The organism is Pseudoduganella sp., assembly GCF_041914865.1.
Lineage (GTDB): Bacteria > Pseudomonadota > Gammaproteobacteria > Burkholderiales > Burkholderiaceae_D > Rugamonas.
This window is the reverse complement of the sequence record NZ_JAYSCO010000014.1, coordinates 1-24,785: the sequence shown is the minus strand read 5'-3', so window position 1 is coordinate 24,785 and position 24,785 is coordinate 1. Positions and strand designations below refer to the sequence as shown.

Below are 24,785 nucleotides of genomic sequence, written 5' to 3'. Positions count from 1 at the left end.
ATGAACCCTGAATACCTGGCAATGCTGGTGGCGCGCGATATGCCCTACGGGAAGTACAAAGGCCGCAAGCTGGCCGACTTGCCAGGTCATTACCTGGGCTGGATGGCGCGCGAAGGCTTCCCGAAAGGGGAGCTGGGCGCGCTGCTGGCGTTGATGTACGAGATAGACCACAACAACCTGCGCAGCCTGCTCGACCCGCTGCGCGCGCCGAAAGGAATCCGATGAAGTACCGCAGCGCCCCCGCCCCTGCACTCGCCGTCCTGGCCGCCGCCCTCGCCTTTGCCCTGCCGCCCGGCGCCAGGGCCGCCTCCGCCGCCCCCGGCACGGTTGCGGATGCCGCCCTGCGCCACGCCAACGCCCTGCTGGACAAAGTCCCCCTGGTCGACGGCCACAACGACCTGCCCTGGACCATCCGCGAAGACGCCGCCCACCCGATGGACCTGGAGCACTACGACCTGCGCCAGCGCACCCCGCACGAAACCGACCTGGCGCGCCTGAAGCAAGGCAAGCTCTCCGCCCAGTTCTGGAGCGTCTATGTGCCCGGCGAACTGAAAGGCGGCTGGGCCGTGGCCCAGCTGGAGCAGATCGACCTGGCGCGCCGCATGATCGCCAAATACCCCGAGCGCCTGGTGCTGGCCACCCGCAGCAGCGACATCGCGCAGGCCAAACGCCAGGGCAAGATCGCCAGCTTCCTCGGCATGGAAGGCGGCCACGTCATCGAGAACAGCCTGGGCGCCCTGCGCGCCTACTACGAGCTGGGCGCGCGATATATGACGCTGACCCACAACAGCACCTTGGACTGGGTCGATGCCGCCATGGGCGAACGCCGTCACGGCGGCCTGACCCCGTTCGGCAAGGAAGTGGTGCGTGAAATGAACCGCCTCGGCATGCTGGTCGACCTGAGCCACGTCAGTCCGGAAGTGATGCACCAGGCGCTCGACACCAGCGCCGCCCCGGTCATCTTTTCCCACTCCAGCGCCCGCGCCCTGAACGACCACCCGCGCAACGTGCCGGACGATGTGCTGAAGCGCATGCAGGCCAACGGCGGCGTGGTGATGGTCACCTTCGTGCCGGCCTTCATCTCGCCGCAGGTGGCCGCCTGGCGCAAAGGCCTGATGGCGGCGCTGCAAGGCGCCGAGCCGGGCACGCCCGAATTCAAGGAACGCGAAGCCGCCTACATCGCCAAGGCCGGCGCGGCACCAAAGGCCACGCTGGCCCAGGTGGCCGACCATATCGAGCACGTCGCCCGCACGGCCGGCTACGACCACGTCGGCATCGCCGGCGACTACTACGGCGCCGTCAATCCGGAAGGGCTGGAAGACGTCTCCACCTACCCTGCCCTGTTCGCCGAACTGGTGCGGCGCGGCTGGAGCGACAAAGACCTGGCCAAGCTGGCCGGCGGCAACCTGGTGCGCGCCTTCGCCCGCGCCGAGCAAGTGGCAGCCCGGCTGCAGAAGGAGCGCAAACCTAGCCTGGCGCGCGTCGGATCGCCAGCTCCGCAAAGCCCGTAAGCGGATCGTGCTCGCGCGTGAACACATGCGCGGGCAACAGCGCCAGCAGCAGTTCCGCCGTGGTGCGCACAATGCAGCCGCGCCCCACATGGCCGCCGAACACCCGCCCGCGCGCGTCGGACAGCATCATGTGCAGATGCGCGCCGTCGGGCGAGACCGAACCGGCCACGCTCAGGATCTCCAGGTCGCCCAGCAGCTCGGTCGGCTGCGCCAGCCCCGCATAGCGGATCTGCGCCACCGACAGGCTGCCGATCCCCTGCAGCAGGTAGCCCGCCGCCGCGCCCGAGTCGCGCAGCGCCTGCTCCACCGCCGCCCGCACATCATCGCCCGGGTTCAGGCGCAAAGGCAGCGCCTCCATCATCCCTGCAGGCGCGGCGCCACCAGGGTGGTGAACTCGCCCTTCTCGATCAGGCGCTCCAGGTCCTGCGCACCGCCGATCAGGACACCGTCGATGAAGATCATCGGCAAGGTCGGCCAGCCGCTCCACATTTTCAGCGCCGTGCGGCGGCGCCACTGGCTGAAATAGCTGCCGTACTCCAGGTAAGCGTACTGCGTGCCCTGCGCGTCCAGCATGCGGCGCGCCTTCTTCGGGAACGGGTTCTGGCGCATGCCCACCACCACCACGCGATTGGCCGCGATAGCCGCCTGCACCTCCGCCACGATATCGGCATGGTTCTTCGCCACGCGCTCGCGGATGGCCGGATGCAGGTGGGCGTCGTCGAGGATGGTGCGGGTCATTTTTTCTCCTTGTGCAGTAGGTCCAGCGTGGCCTGGTCGGGCGCAGCGCCAAAGTATTTGTCGAGGCAGGACTGGAACAGCGCCTCATCCGGCGCGGCCTGGGAAAACAGCGTCAGCGACGAATGGAACTTCATATTGTCCGGCGACCCGAAGATACCATGGACAGTGGCCCCCTGGACAGCCAGCACCAGCGCGCAGCACTCGCGCAGCCGTGCGCCGAGCAGCGGATGCGCCAGGTAGGCGCGCGCCTCGTCCAGCCCGCCGAGCGCGTAGCGCTGCGCCATGGCGCTGTGGCCCAGCCCGGCCAATTGCGGGAAGATGAACCACATCCAATGCGTATGCTTGCGTCCAGCCGACAGTTCGTTGACCACCTGTTGGTATATGCCCTCCTGGGCAGCGACAAAGCGCTCCAGCTGGTACATGGCCCCTCCCAAAGTGTTCCTTTTCAATGAGCCATTGTCCTACAAAGTCTAGTCGCGTGTTCTGATTAATAGGCCCCTGTACGCCGCCTACCATGACGACTCCTTCGAACCTAATGGGAGATCATCATGGCATCCAGCAATCAAGACAAGGGCGGTTCCAAACAGTCGGGCGGCCAAGGCGGCAACAAGCAAAGTGGCGACACCAGCAACCGCGGATTCGCGTCGATGGATCCGGAACGCCAGCGTGAGATCGCCAGCGAAGGCGGCAAAGCCGCCCACGCTTCCGGCAACGCGCACGAGTTCACCTCGGAAGAAGCCCGCAAAGCCGGCAGCATGAGCCACAAGAATGACGGCAACCGCCAGTCCGGTTCGGACTCCGGCAGCAGCCGCCAAAGCGGTGGTGGCGGCAGCAGCGGTGGCAGTGGTGGCGGCACCCGCGGCGGCACGCCTGAACAGCACGCCGAAGCCGGCCGTCAAAGCCACAAAAACGACGACAAGCGCTAAGCGCCTGCCGTAATACCCAAGGTGGGCATTCCCCCAGGAATGTCCACTTTGGGGTCAGGAAGAAAGGTGGACATTCCTCCAAGAATGTCCACCTTTCTTCCTGACCCCAAAGTGGACATTTAGAGGGCGAGCGTGGCTTGCCGTCCGGTGACGGCGAGGCGTTTGCCTTCGCGTAGCATGCGTTCGAAATCGGCGGCGGCGACCGGCTGGCTGAACAGGTAGCCTTGCAGCTGGTCGCAGCCGAGCTCGCGCAGGAAACTCATCTGCTCGATGGTTTCCACACCCTCGGCCACGATTTCCTGCCGCAGCTGCTTGGCCATGGTGACGATGGCGCGCGCGATGGCGCAGTCGTTCTCTTCAAACGGCAGGCCGACCACGAAGGCGCGGTCGATCTTCAGGGTGCTGATCGGGAATTTCTTCAGATAGGCCAGGCTGGAATAGCCGGTGCCGAAATCGTCCAGCGCCAGCGTCAGGCCCATCGCCACCAGCTGGTTCATGATGGCGATCACGTTCTCGGCGCCACGCACCAGCAGGCTTTCGGTTATCTCCAGCATCAGCTGTTCGGGGTGCACCTGGTGCCGCGCCATTACGTCGGCCACGCGCTCCGGCAGGTGGCTGTCGAACTGGCGCGCCGACAGGTTGACGGCAATCGGCGGCATCATCAGGTTGGCGTCGCGCCAGGCGGCGATCTGGCGACAGGATTCTTCCAGCACCCAGTTGCCCAGCTCGAAAATGAGCCCCGTCTCTTCCGCCACCGGAATGAACACGCCCGGCGACACCAGCCCGCGCACCGGGTGGCGCCAGCGCAGCAGCGCTTCGGCGCCGACGATGCGGCCGCTGCGCAGGCTGACCTTGGGCTGGTAGTACAGCAGCAATTCCTTGTTGGCCAGCGCCTGCCGCAATTCGCTTTCGATGCGCAAGTGCTCCTTGGCGCGCTGGTTCATCTCTTCGCTGTAGAACAGCAGCGCCGGCACCTGGCCCGGCGCCACGCGCGACATGGCGGCCTCGGCGCCGCGCACCAGCTCCGCCGCGTCCTGCGCGTCTTCCGGATACACGGCCACGCCGACGTGGGCGCTCAGCTGCAGGCTGTGCGTGCCGATCTGCAGCGGTGCGTCGAGGGCCGCCATCAGCTTCTGCGCGACGATGGCGGCGTGCTCGCGCTTTTCGATCTGCGGCAGCGCGGCGGCGAACTTGCCGCCGTCCAGGCGCGCGAGGATGTCTTCGTCGCGCAGCACCAGGCGGAAGATGCGGCCCACTTCCACCAGCACCGAATTGCCCACCTCGTGCCCCAGCGTGTCGTTGATGGCGTTCAGGCGGTTTACCTCAATGACCAGCAGCGCGCCATGCTCCTGCTTGCGGCGCGCTTCGGTCATGGCCTGTCCCAGCAGCTGCGACAGCAGGCCGAGGTTGGGCAGGCCGGTCAGCGTGTCGTAATTGGCCAGGCGCTGCATGCGCGCCTCGGCATCCTTATGCACGCTGATGTCGGAGAACAGTGAGAAGGTGTGGCTGATGGCGCCGCCCTCGTCGCGCACGGCGCTCACGGTGACGGCCTGCGGGAACAGTTCGCCGTTCTTGCGCCGCCCCAGGATCTCGCCGCGCCACGGCCCGGCGCCCTTCATGGCGGCGCTCACGCGCGCCGGGAAGTCGGCGCCCGGCACGCCGGAACGCAGCATGTCCGGCGTCCTGCCCAGCGCCTCCGCCGCGGTATAGCCGGTGATGCGCGTGAAGGCGCCGTTGATGGAGACGATGCGCTCCTGCGCATCGGTGATCAGCACGCCCTGGTCGCTGTCTTCGATGATGCGGGCGTGCAGCTTGGTTTTCTCGCGCGCGCTCAGGCCTTCCACCATGGGCGCGATCGACACGCGCATGCCGCTCGGCTGCCCGGCGCCGTCGCGCAGCAGCGCGATGTTGAGCCGCACGCGGATCACTTCGCCCGACTTTTTACGGCGCCGCACGTCGGCCACGGCATGGTCGGCATCCACCATTTCGGCAATGTCGCCATCCTCGTCGTCTTCCGCATAAAGGAACAGCACGTGCTGGCCCAGCGCTTCGCCGGCGCGGTAGCCAAACAGGCGCTCGGCGCCTTCATTCCAGGCGGTCAGGTAGCCGGCGGTATCGAGCATCAGTTCCGCGCCGGCGGGCGCGATGACGGCCACCGGCTGCAGCGCCTGCAGGGCCGCCTCCAGCTCGGCCAGCGTGGCAGCCTGCGCCTCGCCCTGCCCTTGCTGGCTGCGCGCCAGCTGGCTCAAGGCAAGGCAGCGTGCTATCCGCTCGTTATCCATGGTTCCCTACGTCGCCGGTCACGTTCAGCATCCACAGGTTGGCTTCCGCCACCAGGCGGTTGAAGTCGAGCGCCGGCAGCGGCAGCGCCTCCAGGCCTTTGGCCACGGCCACCATATCGCAATGCTCGGCCGCTTCCACAATGGCCAGCAGTTCGCCCAGCACACCGGACTTGGACAACAAGGCCTGCTGCGCCGCGTCGCCCAGGTTCAAGGGCGCCAGCAATTCCCCCAGCGGCACGCCGAACAGCACGCCGAGCAGCGAGAACATGCCGACCATGAAGGCCTGCTCCTGCACCTGCTTGCCCTGCCCCGTCTCATGCGCCAGCAATTCCATGGTGCGGGCGCGCACGGAGACGCGTGCCAGCAGCATGGGCGAGCGCACGTCGTCGCTGCGGGCGGCAAACAGCATCAGGTTCAGCCAGCGCCGCAACTGCTGGCGGCCCAGGATCAGGATGGCCTGGCTGAAGCTGGTGACCTTGCGCCCGGTGCCCATGCCGAGCGAATTCACCAGCTTGAGCAAATGGTAGGACAAGGTGGGGTCGCGGCGCAGGATTTCTTCGATTTCGTGCGTGTCGGCGTCATTGCTGACCAGCTGCACCAGCTGCAAAGCCATGGCGCGCGAGGCGGCTTGCGCGCCGCTGGAACGGGGCGGCGCCTGCAGCGGCCAGTCGCCCTCGATCCAGTCCACTGTCGGCGGCTGCACCGTCTCGAAGTCGCTGTCATTGCGTTGCAGTGCGCCGGACGGCATCGGCTTGAAGCCCGCGGCGTCCAGCTGCGCCGCGAGCGCCGGCGCCAGCGGTTCGCGGTAGAAGCACGGCAGTTTGCCCGCCAGCTCGCGCAGTTCATCGGGCAAGGCCGGCTCGCCGCTGCCGCAGAACAGGAAGCCGCCCGGCTTGCCCTGGCGGTCGGCGAGCAGCTTCAGGAATACAGGAGTTGCTAGACTAGTCATACGCGGGAAACCTGTAGGGGACAAATCTTATGGTACTCCTAAACAGTTGGCTCACGTCAACATGAAAGCCACCTCATCTGCTCATTCCTTGATCATACGCAACAGTTGGCAGGTGCCGGCATAGACGATCAAACAAGCCTTGTTGCGCCATGCGTTCCTGCCACCAGCGCAGGGCCGCGCCGGACTCGCCGCTACGCCAGGCCAGGTAAAAGGTTTCCTCCGGCTTGGGCTCCTCCACTTCCTTCTCCACCAGCAGCCCGGCGGCAATCGCCTGCCGCGCGCAGCGTTCGGGCAGGAAGCCGAAGCCCATGCCCGCCAGCTGGTAGTCGAACTTGGCCTGCATGGTCGGCACCACCAGCGCGTCCTGCCCCAGCACCAGGCCCACCGTGCGCGGCGCCAGCAGGCGAGACGAATCGGCCACCACGATGGCGCGGTGATGCTGCAGGTCGTTGCGGCCCAGCGGCCCTTGCGCCTGCGCCAGCGGATGGCTGGGGGCTACCGCGAACACCCATTTCAGCTGCCCGATCGCCTGCGAGACATAACCGCCGCCGGCCGGGCCGTCGCCCGGCGCGCCCACCACCAGGTCCACCCGCCGCTCCAGCAGCGCTTCCCAGCTGCCGCCGAGCGCCTCCTGCACCAGGCGCAGGCGGGTCTGCTGGGTCACGCCGTAGAAGGCGCTGACGTCTTCCGCCAGCACCTGGGCGCTGAACATGGAATCGAGGCCGACCGCCAGTTCGGTCTCCCAGCCGGACGCCACGCGCCGCACGCGCTGCTCCAGGTCGCCCGCCGCCTTCAGCAGGTAGCGCCCCTCCTTCAGCAACTCGCGCCCGGCCGCCGTCAGTTCCACACGCGGGCCGATGCGCTCGAAGACCTGCACCCCCAGCTCCTCCTCCAGCTTGCCCACCGTGTAAGAAATGGTCGAGGGCACGCGGAACAATTCTCGCGCCGCCGCGGCAAACGAGCCGCCACGGTCAATGGCGTCGACGATCTGCAGGGCTTCCAGGCTTAATCTGAGCATTCGAAATTTTCGATCATAGGAAGGCAAATTATTCGCTTTTTTGCACGAAGAACCAGCCATATACTGTGAAACATCTGATCGAAATTATCGCACAAGGAGATAAATATGTTGCAAGTACGTAAATCTGAAGAACGCGGCGTTGCTAACTTTGGCTGGCTGGATTCGCGCCACAGCTTCTCTTTCGGCCATTACTACGACCCGAAACACGTCGGTTTCGGCCCGCTGCTGGTGATCAATGAGGACAAGGTCGCGCCCGGCCAGGGTTTCGGCACCCACGGCCACCGTGATATGGAGATCATTTCCTATGTGCTGAGTGGGGCGCTGGAACACAAGGACAGCATGGGCAACGGCTCGGTACTGCACTATGGCGACGTGCAGCGTATGACGGCCGGCACCGGCGTGCGGCACAGCGAGTACAACCACTCGCAGCGCGAGGGCGTGCATTTCCTGCAGATCTGGATCCAGCCGTCGCAGGGCGGTATTGAGCCGGGCTACGAGGAAAAGCACTTCACGCCGGAGAGCAAAACGGGCGTGCTGCGCCTGGTGGCGTCGCCGGATGGGCGCGAGGGTTCGGTGCTGGTGCACCAGGATGCTTACATCTACGCCTCGATCCTGAATGAGGGTGGGCTGGAGCATACCCTGGCTGCTGGCCGCCAGGCTTATGTCCATATTATCCGCGGTTCGCTGACGGTGAACGGCGTCGCTTTGAAAGGTGGCGATGCTGCCAAGATTACCGGGGAGGAGAAGGTTGTTCTTTCCGGAGCGGATAATGTTGAGGTTTTGCTGTTTGATTTGCCTTAAACCCGGTGAACCAGGGTCAGACCCAAGGGTCTGACCCCGTCTGCGCTACCACCGGCTGGGAGACCGTTTGGGGTCTGACCCTTGGGTCTGACCCCGCCTTGCCGGGGTTTCGGTTATGATTGCAGGGTTACACAACACAAAGATTGAAAGAGCAACATGCAGCCCGTAGCAGAACAACCGGTAAAAGAAGAACTGGACTACGTCACGTCGTGCGCCCTGCCGACCCCGTGGGCCCAGTTCACGCTGCATGCCTTCGTCGAACACGCCACCGGCAAGGAGCACCTGGCCATGGTGCTGGGCGACATCGGCGACGGCCAGCCCGTGCTGGCGCGCGTGCACTCCGAGTGCCTGACCGGCGACGTGCTGTTCTCCCAGCGCTGCGACTGCGGCGCCCAGCTGGAAGGCGCGCTGAAACGCATCGCCCAGGAAGGCCGCGGCGTGCTGCTGTACCTGCGCCAGGAAGGGCGCGGCATTGGCCTGATCAACAAGATGCGCGCCTACCGCCTGCAGGAGCAAGGCGCCGACACGGTGCAAGCCAATGAACAACTGGGCTTCAAGCCCGACCAGCGCAACTACGCCCTGGTGGAACCGATGCTGAAGCAGTTCGGCGTGAAAAGCCTGAAGCTGATGACCAACAACCCGCGCAAAATCGCGGCCATGGGTTCGCTCGGTGTGGAAGTGGCCGAGCGCGTACCGCTGCTGGTCAACCGCAACGCCTTCAACCAGCACTACCTGAACACCAAGGCGCTCAAACTGGGGCACATGATGACCCCGGTGAACCCGCCAGCCGCCGAAGACGGCGAACTGTAATCCCCCGTCCCCAGCCCCGCGTCGAAGGATTAGATGAAATTCACTAAACTGGCTTTACTACTGACTTTGACCTGGGGCTGCGTGGCAGCCAATGCGCAGCAAGCGCCCGCCCCCGCCGCCGCAACGGAACCTGTGGCCCTGCCCACACCCTCCAGCACCGCACAGAAACTCTACTCCGCCGCCAAGGCCGACCTGCTGCAGGTGCGTTCGCTGCTGAAAAGCGGCCGCACCCAATCCTCGGTCGGTTCCGGCTTCCTGGTCGGTACCTCCAACCTGGTGCTGACCAACTACCACGTGGTCTCGCAATTCGCGCTCGACCCCGACACCTATACCGGCGAATGGGTCGATACCGAAGGCCAGCGCGGCAGCATCGAGCTGCTGGCGGTGGACGTGCTGCACGACCTGGCCGTGGTGCGCGTGAACCGCTATGGCACCGGCTATTTCAAACTCGGCGACAAGCCGGTCAAGCTGACCCAGGGCCAGTACCTCTACTCGCTCGGCAACCCGCTCGACCTGGGCTTCGCCATTTCCGAAGGCGCCTACAACGGCGTGATTGCGCGCAGCTTCTACGAGCAGCTGATGTTCACCGGCCCGATCAACGCCGGCATGAGCGGCGGCCCGAGCGTGACCGTCGACGGCGAAGTGGCCGGCGTCAACGTCTCCAAACGGCTGGACGGCGAGCTGGTGTCCTTCCTGGTGCCCGCCAGGTACGCCCAGGAGCTGCTGAAGAAGGTAGCGCCGGATGCCAAGCCGCCGAAAGACTTCACCGCCATCGTGGCCCAGCAGTTGCTGGCGCACCAGAAGGCCATGGTCGACCAGCTGCTGGCCAAGCCGCTCACCGCCAAAGGCATGGGCCCCTACTCGGTGCCGGTACGCGAATCGGAACAGATGCGCTGCTGGGGGCGCTCCACCGACCGCGACTCGTTCTCGGTGGAGCTGACCAACTGCGCCATGGAATCCTCGCTGTTCGTCTCCAGCTCGCTGCAGACGGGCCAGGTGCAGATCCAGCACCAGTACATGAAGAGCACCGGCCTGGATGAAGTGCGCTTTGCCGTGCTGTCCAGCGCTTCGTTCCGCAACGAAGCCTTCGGCAGCCACAAGGACAAGCGCCTGACCGGCCCGATCTGCACCGAACAATTCGTCAAGAACTCCAGCCTGCCGATGCGCGCCGTGATGTGCGTGCGCGCCTACCGCAAATTCGACGGCCTGTACGACTTCGCCTTGCTGACCTCCAGTACCGACGACGGCAAGATGAACCTGCAAAGCCGCCTCGATGCCCGCGGCGTCTCCTACGAAAACGGCATGCGTGCCTCGCGCGCCTTCCTTGAAGCACTGGGGCGCGGAGGCAAGAAATGAACGGCCCGTTTTTCATTGAAACGCTGGCGCGCAATGGCGATGTGCTGCACCGCCACCGCGTGAATGCGCTGCCGATCACCATCGGACGCGGCTACAACAACGACTTCATCCTGGACGACGCCCACACCGCCGCCACCCACGCCGTGGTGGAACTGGCGGAAGACGGCGGCCTGGTGATGCGCGACCTGGGCAGCCAGAACGGCATCGTGGTGCACGGCAAGCGCCAAAGCACGGCGCCGATCAACGGCACCACCGTGGTCCGCCTCGGCCACACGCGCCTGCGCATCCGCGACGCCGCCTTCCCGGTCGAACCGGAAGTCACCGACACCACCATGCACGCCTGGGAAGGCGGCGTGCCGGCGCTGGCCGGCCTGGCGCTGATCGCCATGTTCGTCGGCGTGACCGAAGCGCTGGCCGATACCGGCAGCTTCCAGGCCATCCGCTACCTGCTGGTGATCGCCTCCGGCATCGGCGTCGGCCTGGTGTGGAGCGGCGTCTGGGCCCTGGCCAACCGCCTGTTCGGCGGCCACGCGCGCCTGGGGCGCCACCTGTTCATCCTCGGCACCGGCCTGGTGGCCATCGGCGCCTGGAAAACCATCAGCGGCGTGCTGGCCTATGCCTGGTCGGCGGAAGTGTTCACGCGCTACGGCAACCACGTGGTCATGCTGATCATGGTGATCATGATCTACAACCACCTGCGCACCATCAAACCGCACAAGCCGCGCGCCTTCATCTCCTCCTGCGCGATCTTCCTGGCGCTCGGCTCGGGCCTGATCCTGATGCGCAATTACGAGAATGCCGGCCGCCTGCGCGATGAGCTCTACATGTCCCTGATCCTGCCGCCGGAAGTGCGCCAGAGCCAGGACCACAGCGTGGACGACTTCATGGGCGAAGCCGCCAAACTGAAGGCAGCCGCCGACGAGGCGCGCAAATCGTCCAAACTCAAAAAGGATGACGAGGACGAAGATTAAGGTAGATTAATTTGTAATCTATAAAGTGTTTTGCCATATGGCAATTTATGGACTATGATGGGTATACAGACCTATCCTTCATGGTTAGCTATATGCTGCTCAATGAGCCAACGGGCGTCCACACTCGCAAGGGACCACCCCGGCCGCAAGATGCGATAGCCCCGTTCCTGGCCGCTGCCGGGTCGTACGAAATGACGGGGGAAGACGAAATCGGCGATGCCTTGACCCTGCTCGCTGAACATGGCGACGCCATTTCGATGTATGCCAGCGGCAGCCGTGAGCCCATACTTGGGCGCATCCTGTCGGTCGACCCGGAGCAGCCGCACTTCGTGATGGAGTTGAACGAAGGCGCGGCCCTGCCGCCGGGGAAGATCACCTTCGTCATGGTGCTGCGCAACGCCAAGATGCAGTTCCGCCTCGGGAAGCCGGAGTGGAACACCCTGCCCGGCCAGCCGCACCTAATCCCGATGGACTTCCCGGAAACCTGCACAGTCCTGAACCGGCGCGCGCACGAGCGGGTCGAAGCACCGCTGGGCGCTAATTTCTCGGCCACCTTTGTCTTGAACGGGATCCCGCACGAGGTCGCGGTGTACGACCTGTCGCTGGGCGGCATTGGTCTGCGCGGGGCCAAGACCGACGTCAAGGGCTTGCTCAAAGGCCGCAAGCTGCTCGAAGTACAACTGGAGTTAGGCGAAGATAATGTCTACGTCGCCGACCTTGAAGTGCGCTTCACTTGCGCCTACCGTTCCTTCCTGATGGGCGAGCAAGTGCACGTCGGCTGCAAGTTCATCAACCTGCCGGCCGACCTGGAGAGAGAGATCAAAAGCATTGTGGAGCAAATCCTGCAAAGCGCGAAATAGCGTGGGCGACGCTCACGTTTGAGGCGGCTCGCAAAGCTCGCACTGACCGTCCCGGAACACGGGATTCTTCTTTGCCTGCTTGAGGATCTGCGCCACGAGCGCCTTGCGGGCAGCGATGACCTTGTTCTCTTTGCTCCCGTAGCGCAAGGCTGCGTCGTACAGCACGTCCGCCGACTCGACCGACCCGGCCAGCAGCTCAAGGTTTGCCCAGTCAAGGAGCATGCCTGCTACGATCGGGTCGGGCGCCGCGACAAATTGAGCCCGTTCCACGGATTGATAACGAAGCGCGGTGGCCAACGCGTACAGGGAAAGCTGTTCCCCGCGGTTTCCCGTGGGTAGCCGCGCCGGCCGCCTGGGCATGGCATCGTTTCCAAAATCGAGTTTCACGAACGATTGCCCCTTGGGAGGCGCTGCGAGCTGGCCCAATTTCGCTTTCAGGATCAATACGTGCAGCCATTCGGTGCCGACGTGGCTGTCGGGATTTCGCTGGACGCCTTCAACGATCCATTTCAAGGCATCTTCATTCCGTCCGATCAGCTCATATGCCGTGCCAATATTGGAAGCGGTTTCGTACCGGCCCGGGTATTTTCGTTCGACGAATTGAAGGAGCTTGACCGCCTCCGTGAACCGCCCATGCCGGACCAGGACTGCAGACAGGTCAATCAGGTTCGCGAAAGACGGCTCTTTCCGTACAGATGCAACAACGTGATTGGTCCACTCAACCAGCGCTTTATTGTCCTCAGCCTTGGTCAGGTAGCGCACCAGATCCTGCCCCGTATGGCTTAGCGGATGGATCGTCTGCCCACGATAATTGGTTCCAACCGAATTAATACAAGCGATGCCCGGCAACGATACGGACAACATGGCCGCAAATAAAAGAGATGCTGATGGTCTATTCAAGGGATATCTCACACAACTCAGTTAAATTCGAACGATTTGCGTTCAGCGACGCCATTATCAATCCAGTACCACTCCTGGAGTCATTTCTATAGGTGTCTTCCAAGCGATACCATGACGGCTCAAAAGCTCACGCTGCATCCAGCCCCACATTCGTCCTGCACGTCCACGTCGCCCATCGCCCAACCCTCCGGATTCCAACAATTCCTTTGCTTCGGCCTCGACTGCCGCAATGATGGCCTCAAACCTCGGATCAACTTCTATAGGGTCACAAAGCAGCAGATAGCTAGGAGAAGACTCAAACCGTTCAACGTATCGGAGCCGCATTTCGTACGAAAGTGGCAGGAGCAAATCAGCGCAAACGACTGGCGTTTGCTCAGTCACTTGGCGGAGGCGCATGGCAAGAGAAGCTAGCCCTGTATCAACGATCGGAGTCATCTCGGCTCACGTCGCCGCTCTGCGGCAGCGATAAGCTGTCCGAAGGAGAAAATGGTTGAGCAATTATCTGGATTACACATAGAGTGCGCGGGTCCCCGGCAATGCAGACTGAACTCGTTCGTTAAAACCTTGGTAGAAGAACGGAATATTGTCCTCCTTGTCGCCGTTCAGGCGCCCTCGAATTTTTTGAAACGCCATGATAGCAATATGCCGATTGGGTTCGCCAACAACCAGAACCGGCTGTTCATGTTCCTGATGCCAAAGGAACTCGCCACCATGCGCCGTTCGAGCAACCTCAAGCAAATATGATCCAAACAATTGGACTAGAGCTGAAATGTCGGACGGCGGCATTTGGTCGATATATTGCGACGCCTCGTCGAGCATTTCTTCTACCATCAAAAGGCTTTCGGCAGAAAAATTCAATCGGTCGCCAGCGCGATCTTGAAATTGAGCGACGGCCAGGTTCGCCTTCTCACGGACTTGTTTTTCTAGTTCGGACATGTTCTGGACTTTCTCTGCGCCCAACGAGGCTCAGGACGAAAACGGCGCACCGCGCAGTTCGACAGTGTTGCCTTCCGGGTCGTTGACGTAGATGGAGGGGCCCTCACCTTCGGCGCCGTAGCGCGATTCGGACGGGCCGTTGGCCACGTCGTGCGCGCTCAGGTGGGCGCGGATGGCGGCTTCGTCGAACGGCTCGACGCGGAAGCAGAAGTGGTCGACATTGCGGCCTTCCTTGCCCGGCGCCGCGCCGCCCATTTTGCCCAGCTTCTTATCGACCGGCACCAGGTCCACCAGCGAGCTGCCGGCGCGCAGCTGGATCAGGCCGATCTCGTCCTGCCGCCGTTCGATGCTGCAGCCCAGCACTTCAGTGTAGAAGCGGATCATGCGGTCGGCATCGACGACGCGCAATACGATATGGTCAATTTCGCGGATCTTGATCAACGTAGTCTCCTGGTTTATGCGTCTGGAACGGGGTTGCTGCCGGAGACGGGCACGTAACGCCCGCCACGGAATTCGTATTTCATCGTTTGCTCCACGCGTTGCGCGGGTGCGTTGGCCTGCTTGCTCGCGCTGCTCATGGCGCCGGTGAAGCGCAGCGTCAGCGCGCCCGGCGTGGCAGTGGCGCCGCCTGTGGCGGGGGCGATCTCCCAGCGTCCTTCAATGGCGTAGCATCTCCCGGGCGGCACCTGCTCGTCCGCGCCGTCCGGCGTCGTCAGGCCGGGCAGCAGGCCGCGCAGGCGCTCCACGCAGTCGGGACGCGAATAGACGTTGCTGCCTTTGATTTTCTGCAGGACAAGCGGCTGCGCTTGCACGCCATCCGCGCCCAGTGCGTACAGCGCGAACACTTCCACGCAATGACCTTGCCAGCAGCTTCCCCAGCGCACATGCAGCGCCTGCGAGGCGGATGCCAGCGGCACCACGTCCATCTGCGCCTGGCCCTCAAAGCCCTGCAGGTCGAACGGTTCCTGGCGGCGTGTCACGCTCCAGCCGTCCTTGCCAGGTTTGAAGGTGTAGGCGGCAAGGCCGACCGGCGTGCCGTGCGAAACCTGTGGATCGCCTGCGTCGCCGGTGGGCGTCATGGCAGCCAGCAGCAGCAAGCGGTCTGGCGCCACGCGCACCACCTGGCGCGGCACGATGGAGACCTTGCGCTGCTTGCCCTGCCGCGTGTCCCAGCCGCGCGTCACGGCGCTAGTCGGGATCGTGACCACGCGGCCGCCCTCCTCGTCCGACCATTTGGGGAAGGCCAGTTGCAGCAGCTCTTCCGGCTGCGGGTCGGCGGTTTGCGCGCTGGCCAGCATAGGCAGCGACAGCAATGCGACGGAGGCGGCCAGTTTCAATGCGTTCTCCTAGATCCGCAAGCGGCGGCGGTCGTTCAGGAATTTGTCCAGCTGCGCCGGCTCCAGCACCTGTACCGGATCGCCGTGGAAGACATACAGGTAAGGCTCGCCGCCGAGGCGGTCGGTCATCTTGGCCAGCACCAGGAAGCTGGTGCCGAGCGGATAAACGCTGGTATCGCGCAGCTGCCGCGAGCACTCGACCCGCATCTCCGAGCTGAACGCCTGCCCATTCACCGGCCGCACCACCACACGCCCGCCCTCCTCCAGCGACTCCACCGCCACCTCGCGGTACTCAAACAGATCTCTTGTCATCCCAGCATGTTACCTGATCCACCTCAACACGTGTGTGGACGGTACACCCGACAATAAGTCTCCCCCGTCCCGCTTGCTTGACCTCATTTTTGAAAGGCATACACTGAGTATGAAATTCACATGGAATGAGCAAAAACGCGTCAACAATATGAGAAAACACGGCTTTGACTTCGGGAGGGTCGAGGAGGTTTTCAAAGGAAACGAGGATACCACCGAGGATCGACGATTTTCTTATCCTGAGCGTAGGTTCAGGACGGTCGGACTACTTCATGGCGAGGTTGTCGTAGTCATTCACACAGGAGACGAGGAACACATTCATGTCATATCCCTTCGAAAAGCTACCCGGCGAGAAGCCAGCGAATTCCTCCGATCGCTACAGTGACATGACAGATTGGGAGCGAGTTCACGCAATGGATGACGAGGACATTGTCTTTGACGAAGACAATCCAGAAATTCTCCCTGGTGAATGGGGCGGTGGCATCGTTAAATATCGAGGCCGGCCAGCAACCGCTGCGGAGATTGAAGAATTCAAGCGTCAATTACTGGCGTATATCAACCGCCCCCGAAAAACCAAGTGACACATCAGAAGTATTTTGTCACGAAAGCACATACGGCAAACCGCGCGCCCAACGGTTGGAAGATAGCGAGAAAGTCAGCGCGCGTACCTGGTGGTACCAGCCGGCGGGGATGTACAGCATGTCGCCCGGCTCGACCAGCACTTCCAGCAAAGTAGCCTTCCGCGCCAGCGGGTAGCGTTCGTAGTCGGGCGCTTCCGGGTCGAAGGGGCTGCCAAACAGCACCGGGTTGGCTTCGCGCGTGTACAGGAACTCGTCGTGGTGCGGCGGCGCGAGGAAGATGCGTTTGCGGCCCCACACTTGCGCGAAGATGTTGTCGTCAAAGTCGCTGTGCAGCGGCGTCACCGTGCCGGCCGGCCCGATCCAGAAGCGCGGCGGCCCCATTTTCTCGAAGTACGTCGGCCAGTGGCACAGGCTGTTCAGCTCACGCAACTCCAGGTTGCCCAGGTATGGCGGCAAGCCTTCGGTGTCGGCCGCCAGGTCGAGATACTCGCGCATGCTCATGTCCTGCATGGCGCGGTCGGGCGCGAAGGCGGTGCCGATGTAGTCGCCCACGCGGGCGCGCACGTGGACGTCGCCGAAGCGTTCACGCAGCACATCGGGCTGCAGTGCGCAGATCGGCCAGCGCGCGACGGCGCCGGGCACCAGGAACGGCAAACCTTCCTTGGCACGGGCACGGAAGGCCGTCGCGCTCATGGGGCGCACGCGCGGCACCGCATCGATCGCCGGCAGCGTACGGCTGGCGGCGCGGATCGCGGCGCGCATTTCCTCCATCGAGGCCACGCCGCGCACCTGGGCATCACGCCGGGCACGCGCCTCCGCCTTCGCAGCCAGCGCCTCGGCGCCACCGGGTGGCACAAGGCGCGAGGCCTCCAGCGGCGGCAAGCGCGACGCGCCAGGCTTGCCAGCTCCCGGAACGGTGGCTGCGGAGGTGGCCTCAGACCCGGCGGCGTGCCGCAACTCGTCCGGTGCCGGATGAAGTGCCATGGCTTACGCCCCCTGGCGCAGCACCAGCAGCGCTACGGCTTCGGCATTGATGCCTTCTTCGCGCCCCAGGTAGCCGAGCTTCTCGTTGGTCTTGGCTTTCACGTTCACGTGGCCGACCGGCACGCCCAGGTCGGCCGCGATGTTGGCGGCCATGCTGGCGATGTGCGGCGCCATCTTCGGCCGCTGGGCGATGATGGTGCAGTCGACGTTGCCGATATCGTAGCCGGTGGCGCGCACGCGCTTGGCCGCTTCGCGCAGCAGCACGCGCGAGTCGGCGCCGCGGAATTCTTCAGCGGTATCGGGGAAATGCTTGCCGATATCGCCCAGCGCCGCCGCGCCGAGGATGGCGTCGGTGATCGCATGCAGCAGCGCATCGGCATCCGAGTGCCCCAGCAGGCCGCGCTCGTGCGCGATCTCGACCCCGCCGAGGATCAGCTTGCGGCCTTCCACCAGGCGGTGCGAGTCGTAGCCCTGGCCGATACGGAATGGGAGTTGCGTCATTTTGAATCCTGTCCTAAATACATTTCTGCGATGGCGATATCGGTCGGCAGCGTCACCTTCAGGTTGCGCGGATGGCCTTCCACCAGTTTGGGCGAGAAGCCCAGCATCTCGACCGCGCTGGCGTCATCGGTGATCGCGTTCGGGTCCGGCGCCAGCGCCAGTGCGCGCAGCAGCAGCGCGTAGGAAAACATCTGCGGCGTCTGCGCCAGCCACAGGCCGTCGCGCGGGGTGGTTTGCACCGCGCCGGAGCGCGTGGACTTTACCGTGTCCACCACCGGCAGCGCAAGCAGGCCGCCGCCTTCGTGCTCGCCCACCGCCGCAATCAGCTTCGCGACCAGGGCCGGCGTCAGGCCCGGGCGCGCGGCGTCGTGCACCAGCACCATATCGTCGTCGCCAACGTCTGCGCGCATGGCGCGCAAGCCGTTCAGGATGGAGTCCATGCGCGTGGCGCCGCCGCAGCGCAGCACGGTCACGCCGCGCTCCGGCGTCACCGAATCGATATAGCCGTCGCCGGCGCTGACCACAACGTAGGTGTGGGCGATCAGCTCACTGCGGCGGAAGGCCTCCAGCGTGTGCTGCAGCATGGGGACGCCGTTCAGCGGCAGGTACTGCTTGGGGCTGGCCGCCGCCATGCGCGCGCCGACGCCGGCGGCTGGGATAAGTGCGAAATAGCGCTTCATTTTTTGCTACGTGACTTCCTTAAAATATTCTGTATCTCGCCGTTGCAGGCTTTGCTCAGCCGCGCGTATTCGGCCGGCGAGTCGATCGCCGTCTGCTGCAGCTCCACCTTGGCCATTTCGGCCTTGATATACGGCATCCAGCCGCTGTCGATTTCATGCGCCAGCGCCGAACGCGCGGTGCCGGCCGGGGCATACAGCGGCTTGGCTTCGAAACGCCGCGCCAGGGCCGCGCGCACCACGGCTTCGACCTTGGGCAGGTGGTCCATATAGGCGTTCATGTGGCGCAGCTCATGCGACAGGATTTCCGCGTAGCCGCAGCTGCCGGGCGGGAACTCGTTGCCGACATAGATGCGCACCGGCGCATAGGTCAGCTGCACCCGGATCTGCGGCGCCACGCATTCGTAGCCGCTTGCCGGGTCGCTCAGCATAGGGCCATCGAGGCCGATCTGCACGCGCGACTCGGTGCGGGTCAGGCCCAGCACGAAACCGTTGGACGGCATCTTGTCGGTTTTCATGGCCGACAGCTGCTTGTACGACAGCTGGGTGTTCACCGTATAGCCGTTCTGCCGCGCCGACAGCACCGAGACCGTCTTGCTGATCGTGTCTTCGCAGCGGATCTGGAACGGCGTGCGCTTGGCCTGCGCTGCCTGCGCCTGGCCCGCGCCGATGGCGAGGACCAGCAACAGGAGACGCAAGCCGTTCATGGCCTCAGTCCAGCTTCCAGTCGCCGGCGCGCAGCTTGTCGAGCCAGAAGGCGCCGATCACGGTTTTCACGTCGGTGATCTGGCCATGGCGCACCCAGTCCAGCATTTCGTCGACCGTGGCGGTGAAGGTTTCGATGAATTCGCCGTCGTCCAGCTTGACTTCACCGGCGCTCAGGCCGCGCGCCAGGTAGATGTCCAGGTGCTCGTCCGAGTAGGCAATGGCGTTGTGGATGGTGGCGACGAATTGCCAGTCGGTGCCGGTGTAGCCGGTTTCTTCTTCCAGCTCGCGGATGGCACAGGCCAGCGGGTCTTCACCGGGGTCGATCTTGCCGGCCGGGAGTTCAATGAACACGCGGTCGTTGGGGTAGCGGTATTGGCGCTCCAGCAGGACTTTGCCGTCGTCCAGCACGGGGATGATGACCACGGCGCCGGGGTGCTTGATGTATTCGCGCTTGGTGTGCTTGCCGTCCGGCAGGGCTACCGTGTCGCGGTGGACTTTCAGGAAGCCGCCGTCGTAGGCGAGTTCGCCGTCTATTCGGGTTTCTTTTAGGTGTTTGTCCATGTCTCTTTTTTAAACCCGGTAAGGCGGGGTCTGACCCAAGGGTCAGACCCCAGGCCGGTCGGAGCCGGGGGTGTTGGGTGAAGGCTTTTGACTTTTTGAGAAGGTCAACAGCGCACAACCCAAGACCACCGGCTGCGAAACCGTTGGGGGTATGACGGGGACGCCTAGTCCCTGCGGGTCAGACCCCGCCCTACCGGGTTTTAGTGGTGTTTACGCAGGTAGCGTACCACGAAGCCAGGGAATGCAAACACCAGGAAGGCGAACGCCGCGACCCAGTAGAACTCCCAGTTCTGTGGAAACGCGGTGCCGATGCGGGATTCGAGGGCGACGCCGATGCCGCCAACGACGACATACAGCACCGCCAGTTCCGCGATGCGCACCAGGAATGGCTTCTTGGCGGCTTTCAGCGGAACCAGGGCAAATACCTTCTCGTTCAGGAAAGGCAGGTTGGCGGCCACCACTGCAAGCAGGATGACCAGCCAGGATGATGCGTTGACGTCCATCGATCAGGCGATCAGGAAGCCAGGGTCTTTTCGATCGCCTGGTAGCAGGCGTGCAGCAGCGAGTCCGGCATCATGCCCAATGCCACAACGGCCAGGCCGTTCAGCGCCAGGACAATGCCCTTGTCGGTGTTGACTGCCAGCGGTGCGGTGTCGGTCGGCTCGTCGAACCACATGACCTTCACGATGCGGATGTAGTAGAACGCGCCCACCAGCGAGAACATCACGGCGAACACGGTCAGCCACACGGCGCCGGTTTGCAGCACGGCTTGCAGCACCGCGAACTTGGCGGCGAAGCCCATCATCGGCGGCACGCCGGCCAGCGAGAACAGCAGCACCGACATCAGCGCGGCGTACAGCGGGCTGCGCTTGGACAGGCCTTTGAAGTCGTTGATCTCTTCCGCCTCGAAGCCCTGGCGCGCCAGGACCATGATCAGGCCGAAGGTACCGACGGTGGTCAGCACGTAGGTGATCGAGTAGTACATGGCAGCCGAGTAGGCGGCATTGCCATTGGCTTGCGACTGGCCCACCACGCCGGCCAGCAGGCCAAGCAGCACGAATCCCATCTGCGCGATGGTGGAGTAAGCCAGCATGCGCTTCAGGTTGGTCTGCGCGATCGCGGTCAGGTTGCCGATGGCCAGCGACAGCACGGCCAGGATCATCAGCATGTTCTGCCAGTCGAACGCCAGCGGCAGCATGCCTTCCACCAGCAGGCGCACGCAGATGGCGAAGGTCGCCAGCTTCGGTGCGCCGCCCAGCAGCAGGGTCACGCCGGTTGGCGAACCCTGGTAGACGTCCGGTACCCACATGTGGAACGGCACGGCGCCCAGCTTGAAGGCCAGGCCGGCCACCACGAACACCAGGCCGAAGGTCAGGATCGAACGGTCAACGGTGCCGGAGCCGATCTTCTTGGCGATTTCGCCGATTTCCAGCGAGCCGGTGGCGCCGTACAGCATGGACATACCGTACAGCAGGAAGCCCGATGCCAGCGCGCCCAGGATGAAGTACTTCATCGCAGCTTCGGTCGCTTTCGCGTCGTCGCGGCGCAGGGCCACCAGGGCGTACAGCGACAGCGACATCAGTTCCAGGCCCAGGTAGATGGTCAGGAAGTTGTTGGCCGAGATCATCACCATCTGGCCCAGCATGGAGAACAGCGCCAGGACGTAGAACTCGCCGCCCAGGTTACCGCCCAGCATGCCGCGGTCAGTCGAATACTGGCGCGCATACACCAGGGTCATGCCCATGGTCAGGTAGGAGAACAGCTTGAGCAGGTTGCCCATCGGGTCGTTGATGAACATGTTCGAGAACGCGTACACCGTGCTGCCGGCGCTGTAGTCGGCGAAGCTGAAGAAGGCCGCGCCCACCAGGGCCGCCAGCGTCAGCGTGTAAGTGATCGCACGTTTGCTCTGGTCCAGGAACATGTCGATCAGCAGGATCGCCGAAGCGGCGATCAGCAGAAAGACTTCTGCGTAGAGCGGGATCAGGTTAGAGGTATTCATGAAAACTTGGTCCTATCTGCTATCAAGGGGCCACAACGGCTGGCAGCTTGCTCTGGGCGACATGCGCCAGCAGGTCGGCCACGGAGACTTGCATCACGTCGGTGAACGGAGCCGGGTACAGGCCCATGTACAGCACGGCGATTGCCAGGATGCCCAGCATCAGGAACTCGCGGTTGTTAACGTCGGTCAGTTCTTCCACGTGCGGGTTGGTGACGGCGCCGAAGATCACGCGCTTGGCCATCCACAGGGAGTAAGCCGCGCCGAAGATCAGGGCGGTCGCCGCCGCGATACCGGTCACGAAGTTGAACTGCACGGCGCCCAGGATCACCATGAACTCGCCCACGAAGCCGGAGGTGGCTGGCAGGCCGCAGTTAGCCATGGAGAACAGGATGAACAGTGCGGCAAACTTAGGCATCTTGTTCACGACGCCACCGTAGTCGGCGATCTGGCGCGAGTGCATGCGGTCGTACAGCACGCCGATGCACAGGAACATGGCGCCGGAGATGAAGCCGTGCGACACCATCTGCACGATACCGCCCTGCACTGCCATCTCGTTGAACATGAAGAAGCCCAGGGTCACGAAGCCCATGTGCGCGATGGACGAATACGCCACCAGTTTCTTCATGTCTTTCTGCACCAGGGCCACCAGGCCGATGTAGATCACGGCGGTCAGCGACAGGCCGATGATGATCCAGGCGTACTCGCGCGACGCGTCAGGCGCGATCGGCAGCGAGAAGCGCAGGAAGCCGTAGGCGCCCAGCTTCAGCATGATCGCGGCCAGCACGGCGGAACCGCCGGTCGGCGCTTCCACGTGCACGTCCGGCAGCCAGGTGTGGACCGGGAACATCGGCACCTTCACGGCGAAGGCCATGAAGAAGGCGAAGAAGATCAGGCCCTGCTCGGTCATCGACAGCGGCAGCTTGTGCCAGGCCAGGATATCGAAGCTACCGGACTTGTTGTACAGGTAGATGATAGCGACCAGCGTCAGCAGCGAGCCGAAGAAGGTGTACAGGAAGAACTTGAACGCTGCGTAAATGCGGTTCTGGCCGCCCCACACGCCGATGATGATGTACATCGGGATCAGGGTCGCTTCAAAGAAGAAGTAGAACAGCAGGCCGTCCATGGCGGCGAACACGCCGATCATCAGGCCCGACAGGATCAGGAACGCGCCCATGTACTGCGCCACGCGCTCGGTGATCACTTCCCACGCCGAGATCACCACGATGATGGTGATGAAGGCCGTCAGCGGGATGAACCACATCGACAGGCCGTCGACGCCCAGCGAGTAGAAGATGTTGAAGCGCTCGATCCACGGCGCTTTTTCCACGAACTGCATGCCGTGCGCCGCTTTGTCGAACTGCGTGAACAGCGGGATGGTGGGCACCAGCGAAACGATGGCGCCGACCAGCGACAGCACGCGTACCAGGCCGGCGCGCGTGTCGCGGCCGATGGCCAGCACGATCAGGCCGAAGATGATCGGCAGCCAGATCGAGAGGCTGAGGTAAGGAGGTAGAGTATTAATCGTTGACTGCATTTGTTATCTCTTTTGCGTCAGCTGTTAAGCGTGCCAAAACGGCAGGAAGTACACCAGGAAGCCCAGGATACCGAGGATCATCACGAAGGCGTAGTGATAGATGTAACCGGTCTGCAGCACGCGGGTGATGCTGGAGAACCAGCCCACCACCTTCGCCGAGCCGTTCACGAACAGGCCGTCGATGATGGCGCGGTCGCCCGCCGCCCACAGGCCCTCGCCCAGCAGGCGCGCGCCGCGGGCAAAGACAGCCTCGTTGAACTTATCCATGTAGTACTTGTTGTCCAGCAGGGTGTGCAGCGGCTTCAGGGCCTTGTAGAAGGCGGCAGGCACCTTCGGGTTGACCATATAGCAGTAGTAGGCCGCAGCCACGCCGGACAGCGCCAGCCAGAACGGAGCGGTCTGCACCGAGTGCAGCGCCATGCCCAGCCAGTCGTGGAAGTGGTGGCGCAGCGCTTCCATCGCGCCATGGTTCTCGCCGACGTAGATCACGTCCTTGAAGAAGTCGCCGAACAGCATTGGCTTGATCGCGATCGCGCCGATCAGCACGGACGGGATGGCCAGCAGGATCAGCGGCAGGGTCACCACCAGGCCTGGCGAATGCGGCTTCTCGCCCGGAGCCAGGCCGTGGTGGCCGTGGTCGTCCTCTTCGCCTTCATCCGCGTGGTGCGAATCGTGCTCGTGGTGGTGTTCCTTGCCGAAGTTTTCCGGGCCGTGGAATACGATGAAGTACATGCGGAAGGAGTAGAACGCGGTCACGAACACGCCTGCCAGCACAGCGAAGTTAGCGAAGCCGGCACCAGGAATGGTGGTGGCATGCACTGCTTCGATGATCATGTCTTTCGAGTAGAAGCCGGAGAAGAACGGGGTACCGATCAGCGCCAGGGAGCCCAGCAGCGAGGTAATCCAGATCACTTTCAGGTACTTCTTCAGGCCGCCCATATTGCGGATGTCCTGGTCGTGGTGCATCGCCATGATGACGGCGCCGGCGCCGAGGAACAGCAGCGCTTTGAAGAAGGCGTGGGTCATCAGGTGGAACACGGCCACCGAGTAGGCCGAGGCGCCCAGCGCCACGGTCATGTAGCCCAGCTGCGACAGGGTGGAGTAAGCCACCACGCGCTTGATGTCGTTCTGGATGATGCCCATGAAGCCCATGAACAGCGCGGTGATCGAGCCGACCACCAGGATCACCGACAGCGCGGCGTCCGACATTTCGAACAGCGGCGACATGCGGGTCACCATGAAGATGCCGGCGGTAACCATGGTCGCCGCGTGGATCAGTGCCGAGATCGGGGTCGGGCCTTCCATCGAGTCAGGCAGCCAGACGTGCAGCGGGAACTGCGCCGACTTGCCCATGGCGCCGATGAACAGGCAGATACAGGCCACGGAGATGATGGCCCAGTCGGTGCCCGGCAGCACGCCGTTGATCAGCGCTTCCTTCTTGGCGAACACTTCCTGGTAGTCCATGGAGCCGGTGTAGGCCAGGATCAGGCCGATGCCCAGGATGAAGCCGAAGTCGCCCACACGGTTGACCAGGAA

Annotated in this window: 30 protein-coding genes; 10 read left to right on the top strand and 20 right to left on the bottom strand. The window is 63.6% G+C overall.

What is annotated here, in order from left to right:
- Entirely contained in the window at positions 1–225 is a 225-nt protein-coding gene (locus ACE3TQ_RS09140; RefSeq protein ID WP_374581791.1) for a DUF3820 family protein, read from the top strand.
- Positions 222–1,511: a dipeptidase gene (locus tag ACE3TQ_RS09135; RefSeq protein WP_374581789.1), complete on the top strand. Its 1,290-nt coding sequence runs from the start codon at positions 222–224 to the stop codon at positions 1,509–1,511. The genes ACE3TQ_RS09140 and ACE3TQ_RS09135 overlap by 4 nt, the downstream gene beginning before the upstream one ends.
- On the opposite strand, the gene ACE3TQ_RS09130 is transcribed toward ACE3TQ_RS09135, so the two are convergent.
- From ACE3TQ_RS09130 to ACE3TQ_RS09120, 3 genes are read right to left on the bottom strand one after another with little or no spacing between them, the layout of a single operon-like run.
- Positions 1,468–1,869, bottom strand: a complete 402-nt coding sequence (locus ACE3TQ_RS09130; protein WP_374581867.1) for a PPC domain-containing DNA-binding protein — start codon at positions 1,867–1,869, stop codon at positions 1,468–1,470. The two genes, ACE3TQ_RS09135 and ACE3TQ_RS09130, sit on opposite strands and share 44 nt — an antisense overlap.
- Positions 1,869–2,249, bottom strand: coding sequence for a glutaredoxin (locus ACE3TQ_RS09125; protein ID WP_374581788.1), 381 nt, complete (start codon positions 2,247–2,249; stop codon positions 1,869–1,871). Before ACE3TQ_RS09125 ends, ACE3TQ_RS09130 begins: the two co-directional genes overlap by 1 nt.
- Positions 2,246–2,671, bottom strand: a complete 426-nt coding sequence (locus tag ACE3TQ_RS09120; RefSeq protein WP_374581785.1) for a DUF1810 domain-containing protein — start codon at positions 2,669–2,671, stop codon at positions 2,246–2,248. Before ACE3TQ_RS09120 ends, ACE3TQ_RS09125 begins: the two co-directional genes overlap by 4 nt.
- Before the next feature lie 126 nt (positions 2,672–2,797).
- Here ACE3TQ_RS09120 and ACE3TQ_RS09115 point away from each other — a divergent pair, with 126 nt between their 5' ends.
- Positions 2,798–3,175 (top strand): KGG domain-containing protein, encoded by a 378-nt coding sequence (locus ACE3TQ_RS09115; protein WP_374581784.1) that lies wholly within the window; start codon positions 2,798–2,800, stop codon positions 3,173–3,175.
- 119 nt (positions 3,176–3,294) lie between these two features.
- Here ACE3TQ_RS09115 and ACE3TQ_RS09110 read toward each other — a convergent pair whose 3' ends face one another.
- From ACE3TQ_RS09110 to ACE3TQ_RS09100, 3 genes are all read right to left on the bottom strand, one after another.
- Positions 3,295–5,457 carry a putative bifunctional diguanylate cyclase/phosphodiesterase gene (locus tag ACE3TQ_RS09110; RefSeq protein ID WP_374581783.1) on the bottom strand — a complete coding sequence of 721 codons (2,163 nt, stop codon included), beginning with the start codon at positions 5,455–5,457 and terminating at the stop codon, positions 3,295–3,297.
- A complete protein-coding gene (locus ACE3TQ_RS09105) occupies positions 5,450–6,406 on the bottom strand; it encodes an EAL and HDOD domain-containing protein (RefSeq protein WP_374581782.1) in 957 nt (318 codons plus the stop codon). Before ACE3TQ_RS09105 ends, ACE3TQ_RS09110 begins: the two co-directional genes overlap by 8 nt.
- 73 nt (positions 6,407–6,479) lie before the next feature.
- Positions 6,480–7,424, bottom strand: a complete 945-nt coding sequence (locus ACE3TQ_RS09100) for a LysR substrate-binding domain-containing protein (RefSeq protein WP_374581781.1) — start codon at positions 7,422–7,424, stop codon at positions 6,480–6,482.
- A gap of 105 nt (positions 7,425–7,529) precedes the next feature.
- Here ACE3TQ_RS09100 and ACE3TQ_RS09095 point away from each other — a divergent pair, with 105 nt between their 5' ends.
- The 5 genes from ACE3TQ_RS09095 to ACE3TQ_RS09075 all read left to right on the top strand — a co-directional run bounded on the left by ACE3TQ_RS09095 (position 7,530) and on the right by ACE3TQ_RS09075 (position 12,222).
- A complete protein-coding gene (locus ACE3TQ_RS09095) occupies positions 7,530–8,225 on the top strand; it encodes a pirin family protein (RefSeq protein ID WP_374581780.1) in 696 nt (231 codons plus the stop codon).
- A 156-nt stretch (positions 8,226–8,381) separates the two neighbouring features.
- The gene (gene ribA, locus ACE3TQ_RS09090; RefSeq protein WP_374581779.1) at positions 8,382–9,035 is read left to right on the top strand and encodes a GTP cyclohydrolase II; all 654 of its coding nucleotides are present in this window, start codon (positions 8,382–8,384) and stop codon (positions 9,033–9,035) included.
- A 33-nt stretch (positions 9,036–9,068) separates the two neighbouring features.
- Positions 9,069–10,391, top strand: coding sequence for a serine protease (locus ACE3TQ_RS09085; protein WP_374581778.1), 1,323 nt, complete (start codon positions 9,069–9,071; stop codon positions 10,389–10,391).
- Complete coding sequence (locus ACE3TQ_RS09080; RefSeq protein ID WP_374581777.1) at positions 10,388–11,362, top strand: FHA domain-containing protein; 975 nt, start codon at positions 10,388–10,390, stop codon at positions 11,360–11,362. Before ACE3TQ_RS09085 ends, ACE3TQ_RS09080 begins: the two co-directional genes overlap by 4 nt.
- A gap of 191 nt (positions 11,363–11,553) precedes the next feature.
- Positions 11,554–12,222 (top strand): flagellar brake protein, encoded by a 669-nt coding sequence (locus ACE3TQ_RS09075; RefSeq protein ID WP_374581776.1) that lies wholly within the window; start codon positions 11,554–11,556, stop codon positions 12,220–12,222.
- Positions 12,223–12,234: 12 nt separating this feature from the next.
- Here ACE3TQ_RS09075 and ACE3TQ_RS09070 read toward each other — a convergent pair whose 3' ends face one another.
- The 5 genes from ACE3TQ_RS09070 to ACE3TQ_RS09050 form a co-directional block, all read right to left on the bottom strand.
- Positions 12,235–12,984, bottom strand: coding sequence for a hypothetical protein (locus tag ACE3TQ_RS09070; RefSeq protein ID WP_374581775.1), 750 nt, complete (start codon positions 12,982–12,984; stop codon positions 12,235–12,237).
- A 645-nt stretch (positions 12,985–13,629) separates the two neighbouring features.
- Entirely contained in the window at positions 13,630–14,058 is a 429-nt protein-coding gene (locus tag ACE3TQ_RS09065) for a hypothetical protein (RefSeq protein WP_374581774.1), read from the bottom strand.
- A 30-nt stretch (positions 14,059–14,088) separates the two neighbouring features.
- Positions 14,089–14,499: a VOC family protein gene (locus ACE3TQ_RS09060; protein WP_374581773.1), complete on the bottom strand. Its 411-nt coding sequence runs from the start codon at positions 14,497–14,499 to the stop codon at positions 14,089–14,091.
- A gap of 14 nt (positions 14,500–14,513) precedes the next feature.
- The gene (locus ACE3TQ_RS09055; protein WP_374581772.1) at positions 14,514–15,395 is read right to left on the bottom strand and encodes a hypothetical protein; all 882 of its coding nucleotides are present in this window, start codon (positions 15,393–15,395) and stop codon (positions 14,514–14,516) included.
- Between the two features lie 9 nt (positions 15,396–15,404).
- The gene (locus ACE3TQ_RS09050) at positions 15,405–15,707 is read right to left on the bottom strand and encodes a hypothetical protein (protein ID WP_374581771.1); all 303 of its coding nucleotides are present in this window, start codon (positions 15,705–15,707) and stop codon (positions 15,405–15,407) included.
- Between the two features lie 109 nt (positions 15,708–15,816).
- Between ACE3TQ_RS09050 and ACE3TQ_RS09045 the strand changes: the two genes are divergently transcribed.
- Positions 15,817–16,089, top strand: coding sequence for a BrnT family toxin (locus ACE3TQ_RS09045; RefSeq protein WP_374581770.1), 273 nt, complete (start codon positions 15,817–15,819; stop codon positions 16,087–16,089).
- On the top strand, positions 16,025–16,285 hold the full coding sequence (locus tag ACE3TQ_RS09040; protein WP_374581870.1) for a hypothetical protein: 261 nt from the start codon (positions 16,025–16,027) through the stop codon (positions 16,283–16,285). Before ACE3TQ_RS09045 ends, ACE3TQ_RS09040 begins: the two co-directional genes overlap by 65 nt.
- 18 nt (positions 16,286–16,303) lie before the next feature.
- Here the strand turns inward: ACE3TQ_RS09040 and ACE3TQ_RS09035 are convergent, their stop codons facing one another.
- The 9 genes from ACE3TQ_RS09035 to nuoL all read right to left on the bottom strand — a co-directional run.
- Positions 16,304–17,269, bottom strand: a complete 966-nt coding sequence (locus tag ACE3TQ_RS09035; protein WP_374581769.1) for a cupin-like domain-containing protein — start codon at positions 17,267–17,269, stop codon at positions 16,304–16,306.
- Positions 17,270–17,272: 3 nt separating this feature from the next.
- Positions 17,273–17,770: a 2-C-methyl-D-erythritol 2,4-cyclodiphosphate synthase gene (gene ispF / locus ACE3TQ_RS09030; protein WP_374581768.1), complete on the bottom strand. Its 498-nt coding sequence runs from the start codon at positions 17,768–17,770 to the stop codon at positions 17,273–17,275.
- A complete protein-coding gene (ispD, locus tag ACE3TQ_RS09025; protein WP_374581767.1) occupies positions 17,767–18,450 on the bottom strand; it encodes a 2-C-methyl-D-erythritol 4-phosphate cytidylyltransferase in 684 nt (227 codons plus the stop codon). Before ispD ends, ispF begins: the two co-directional genes overlap by 4 nt.
- Positions 18,447–19,154 carry a hypothetical protein gene (locus tag ACE3TQ_RS09020; protein WP_374581766.1) on the bottom strand — a complete coding sequence of 236 codons (708 nt, stop codon included), beginning with the start codon at positions 19,152–19,154 and terminating at the stop codon, positions 18,447–18,449. Before ACE3TQ_RS09020 ends, ispD begins: the two co-directional genes overlap by 4 nt.
- A gap of 4 nt (positions 19,155–19,158) precedes the next feature.
- Complete coding sequence (locus ACE3TQ_RS09015; protein ID WP_374581765.1) at positions 19,159–19,716, bottom strand: NUDIX domain-containing protein; 558 nt, start codon at positions 19,714–19,716, stop codon at positions 19,159–19,161.
- A 200-nt stretch (positions 19,717–19,916) separates the two neighbouring features.
- A complete protein-coding gene (locus ACE3TQ_RS09010) occupies positions 19,917–20,219 on the bottom strand; it encodes a DUF2818 family protein (protein ID WP_374581764.1) in 303 nt (100 codons plus the stop codon).
- A gap of 11 nt (positions 20,220–20,230) precedes the next feature.
- Entirely contained in the window at positions 20,231–21,715 is a 1,485-nt protein-coding gene (gene nuoN / locus ACE3TQ_RS09005) for an NADH-quinone oxidoreductase subunit NuoN (RefSeq protein ID WP_374581763.1), read from the bottom strand.
- Between the two features lie 22 nt (positions 21,716–21,737).
- Complete coding sequence (locus ACE3TQ_RS09000; RefSeq protein WP_374581762.1) at positions 21,738–23,249, bottom strand: NADH-quinone oxidoreductase subunit M; 1,512 nt, start codon at positions 23,247–23,249, stop codon at positions 21,738–21,740.
- A 24-nt stretch (positions 23,250–23,273) separates the two neighbouring features.
- Positions 23,274–24,785: NADH-quinone oxidoreductase subunit L (gene nuoL, locus ACE3TQ_RS08995; RefSeq protein ID WP_374581761.1), on the bottom strand; the 1,512-nt coding region annotated here is incomplete at its 5' end.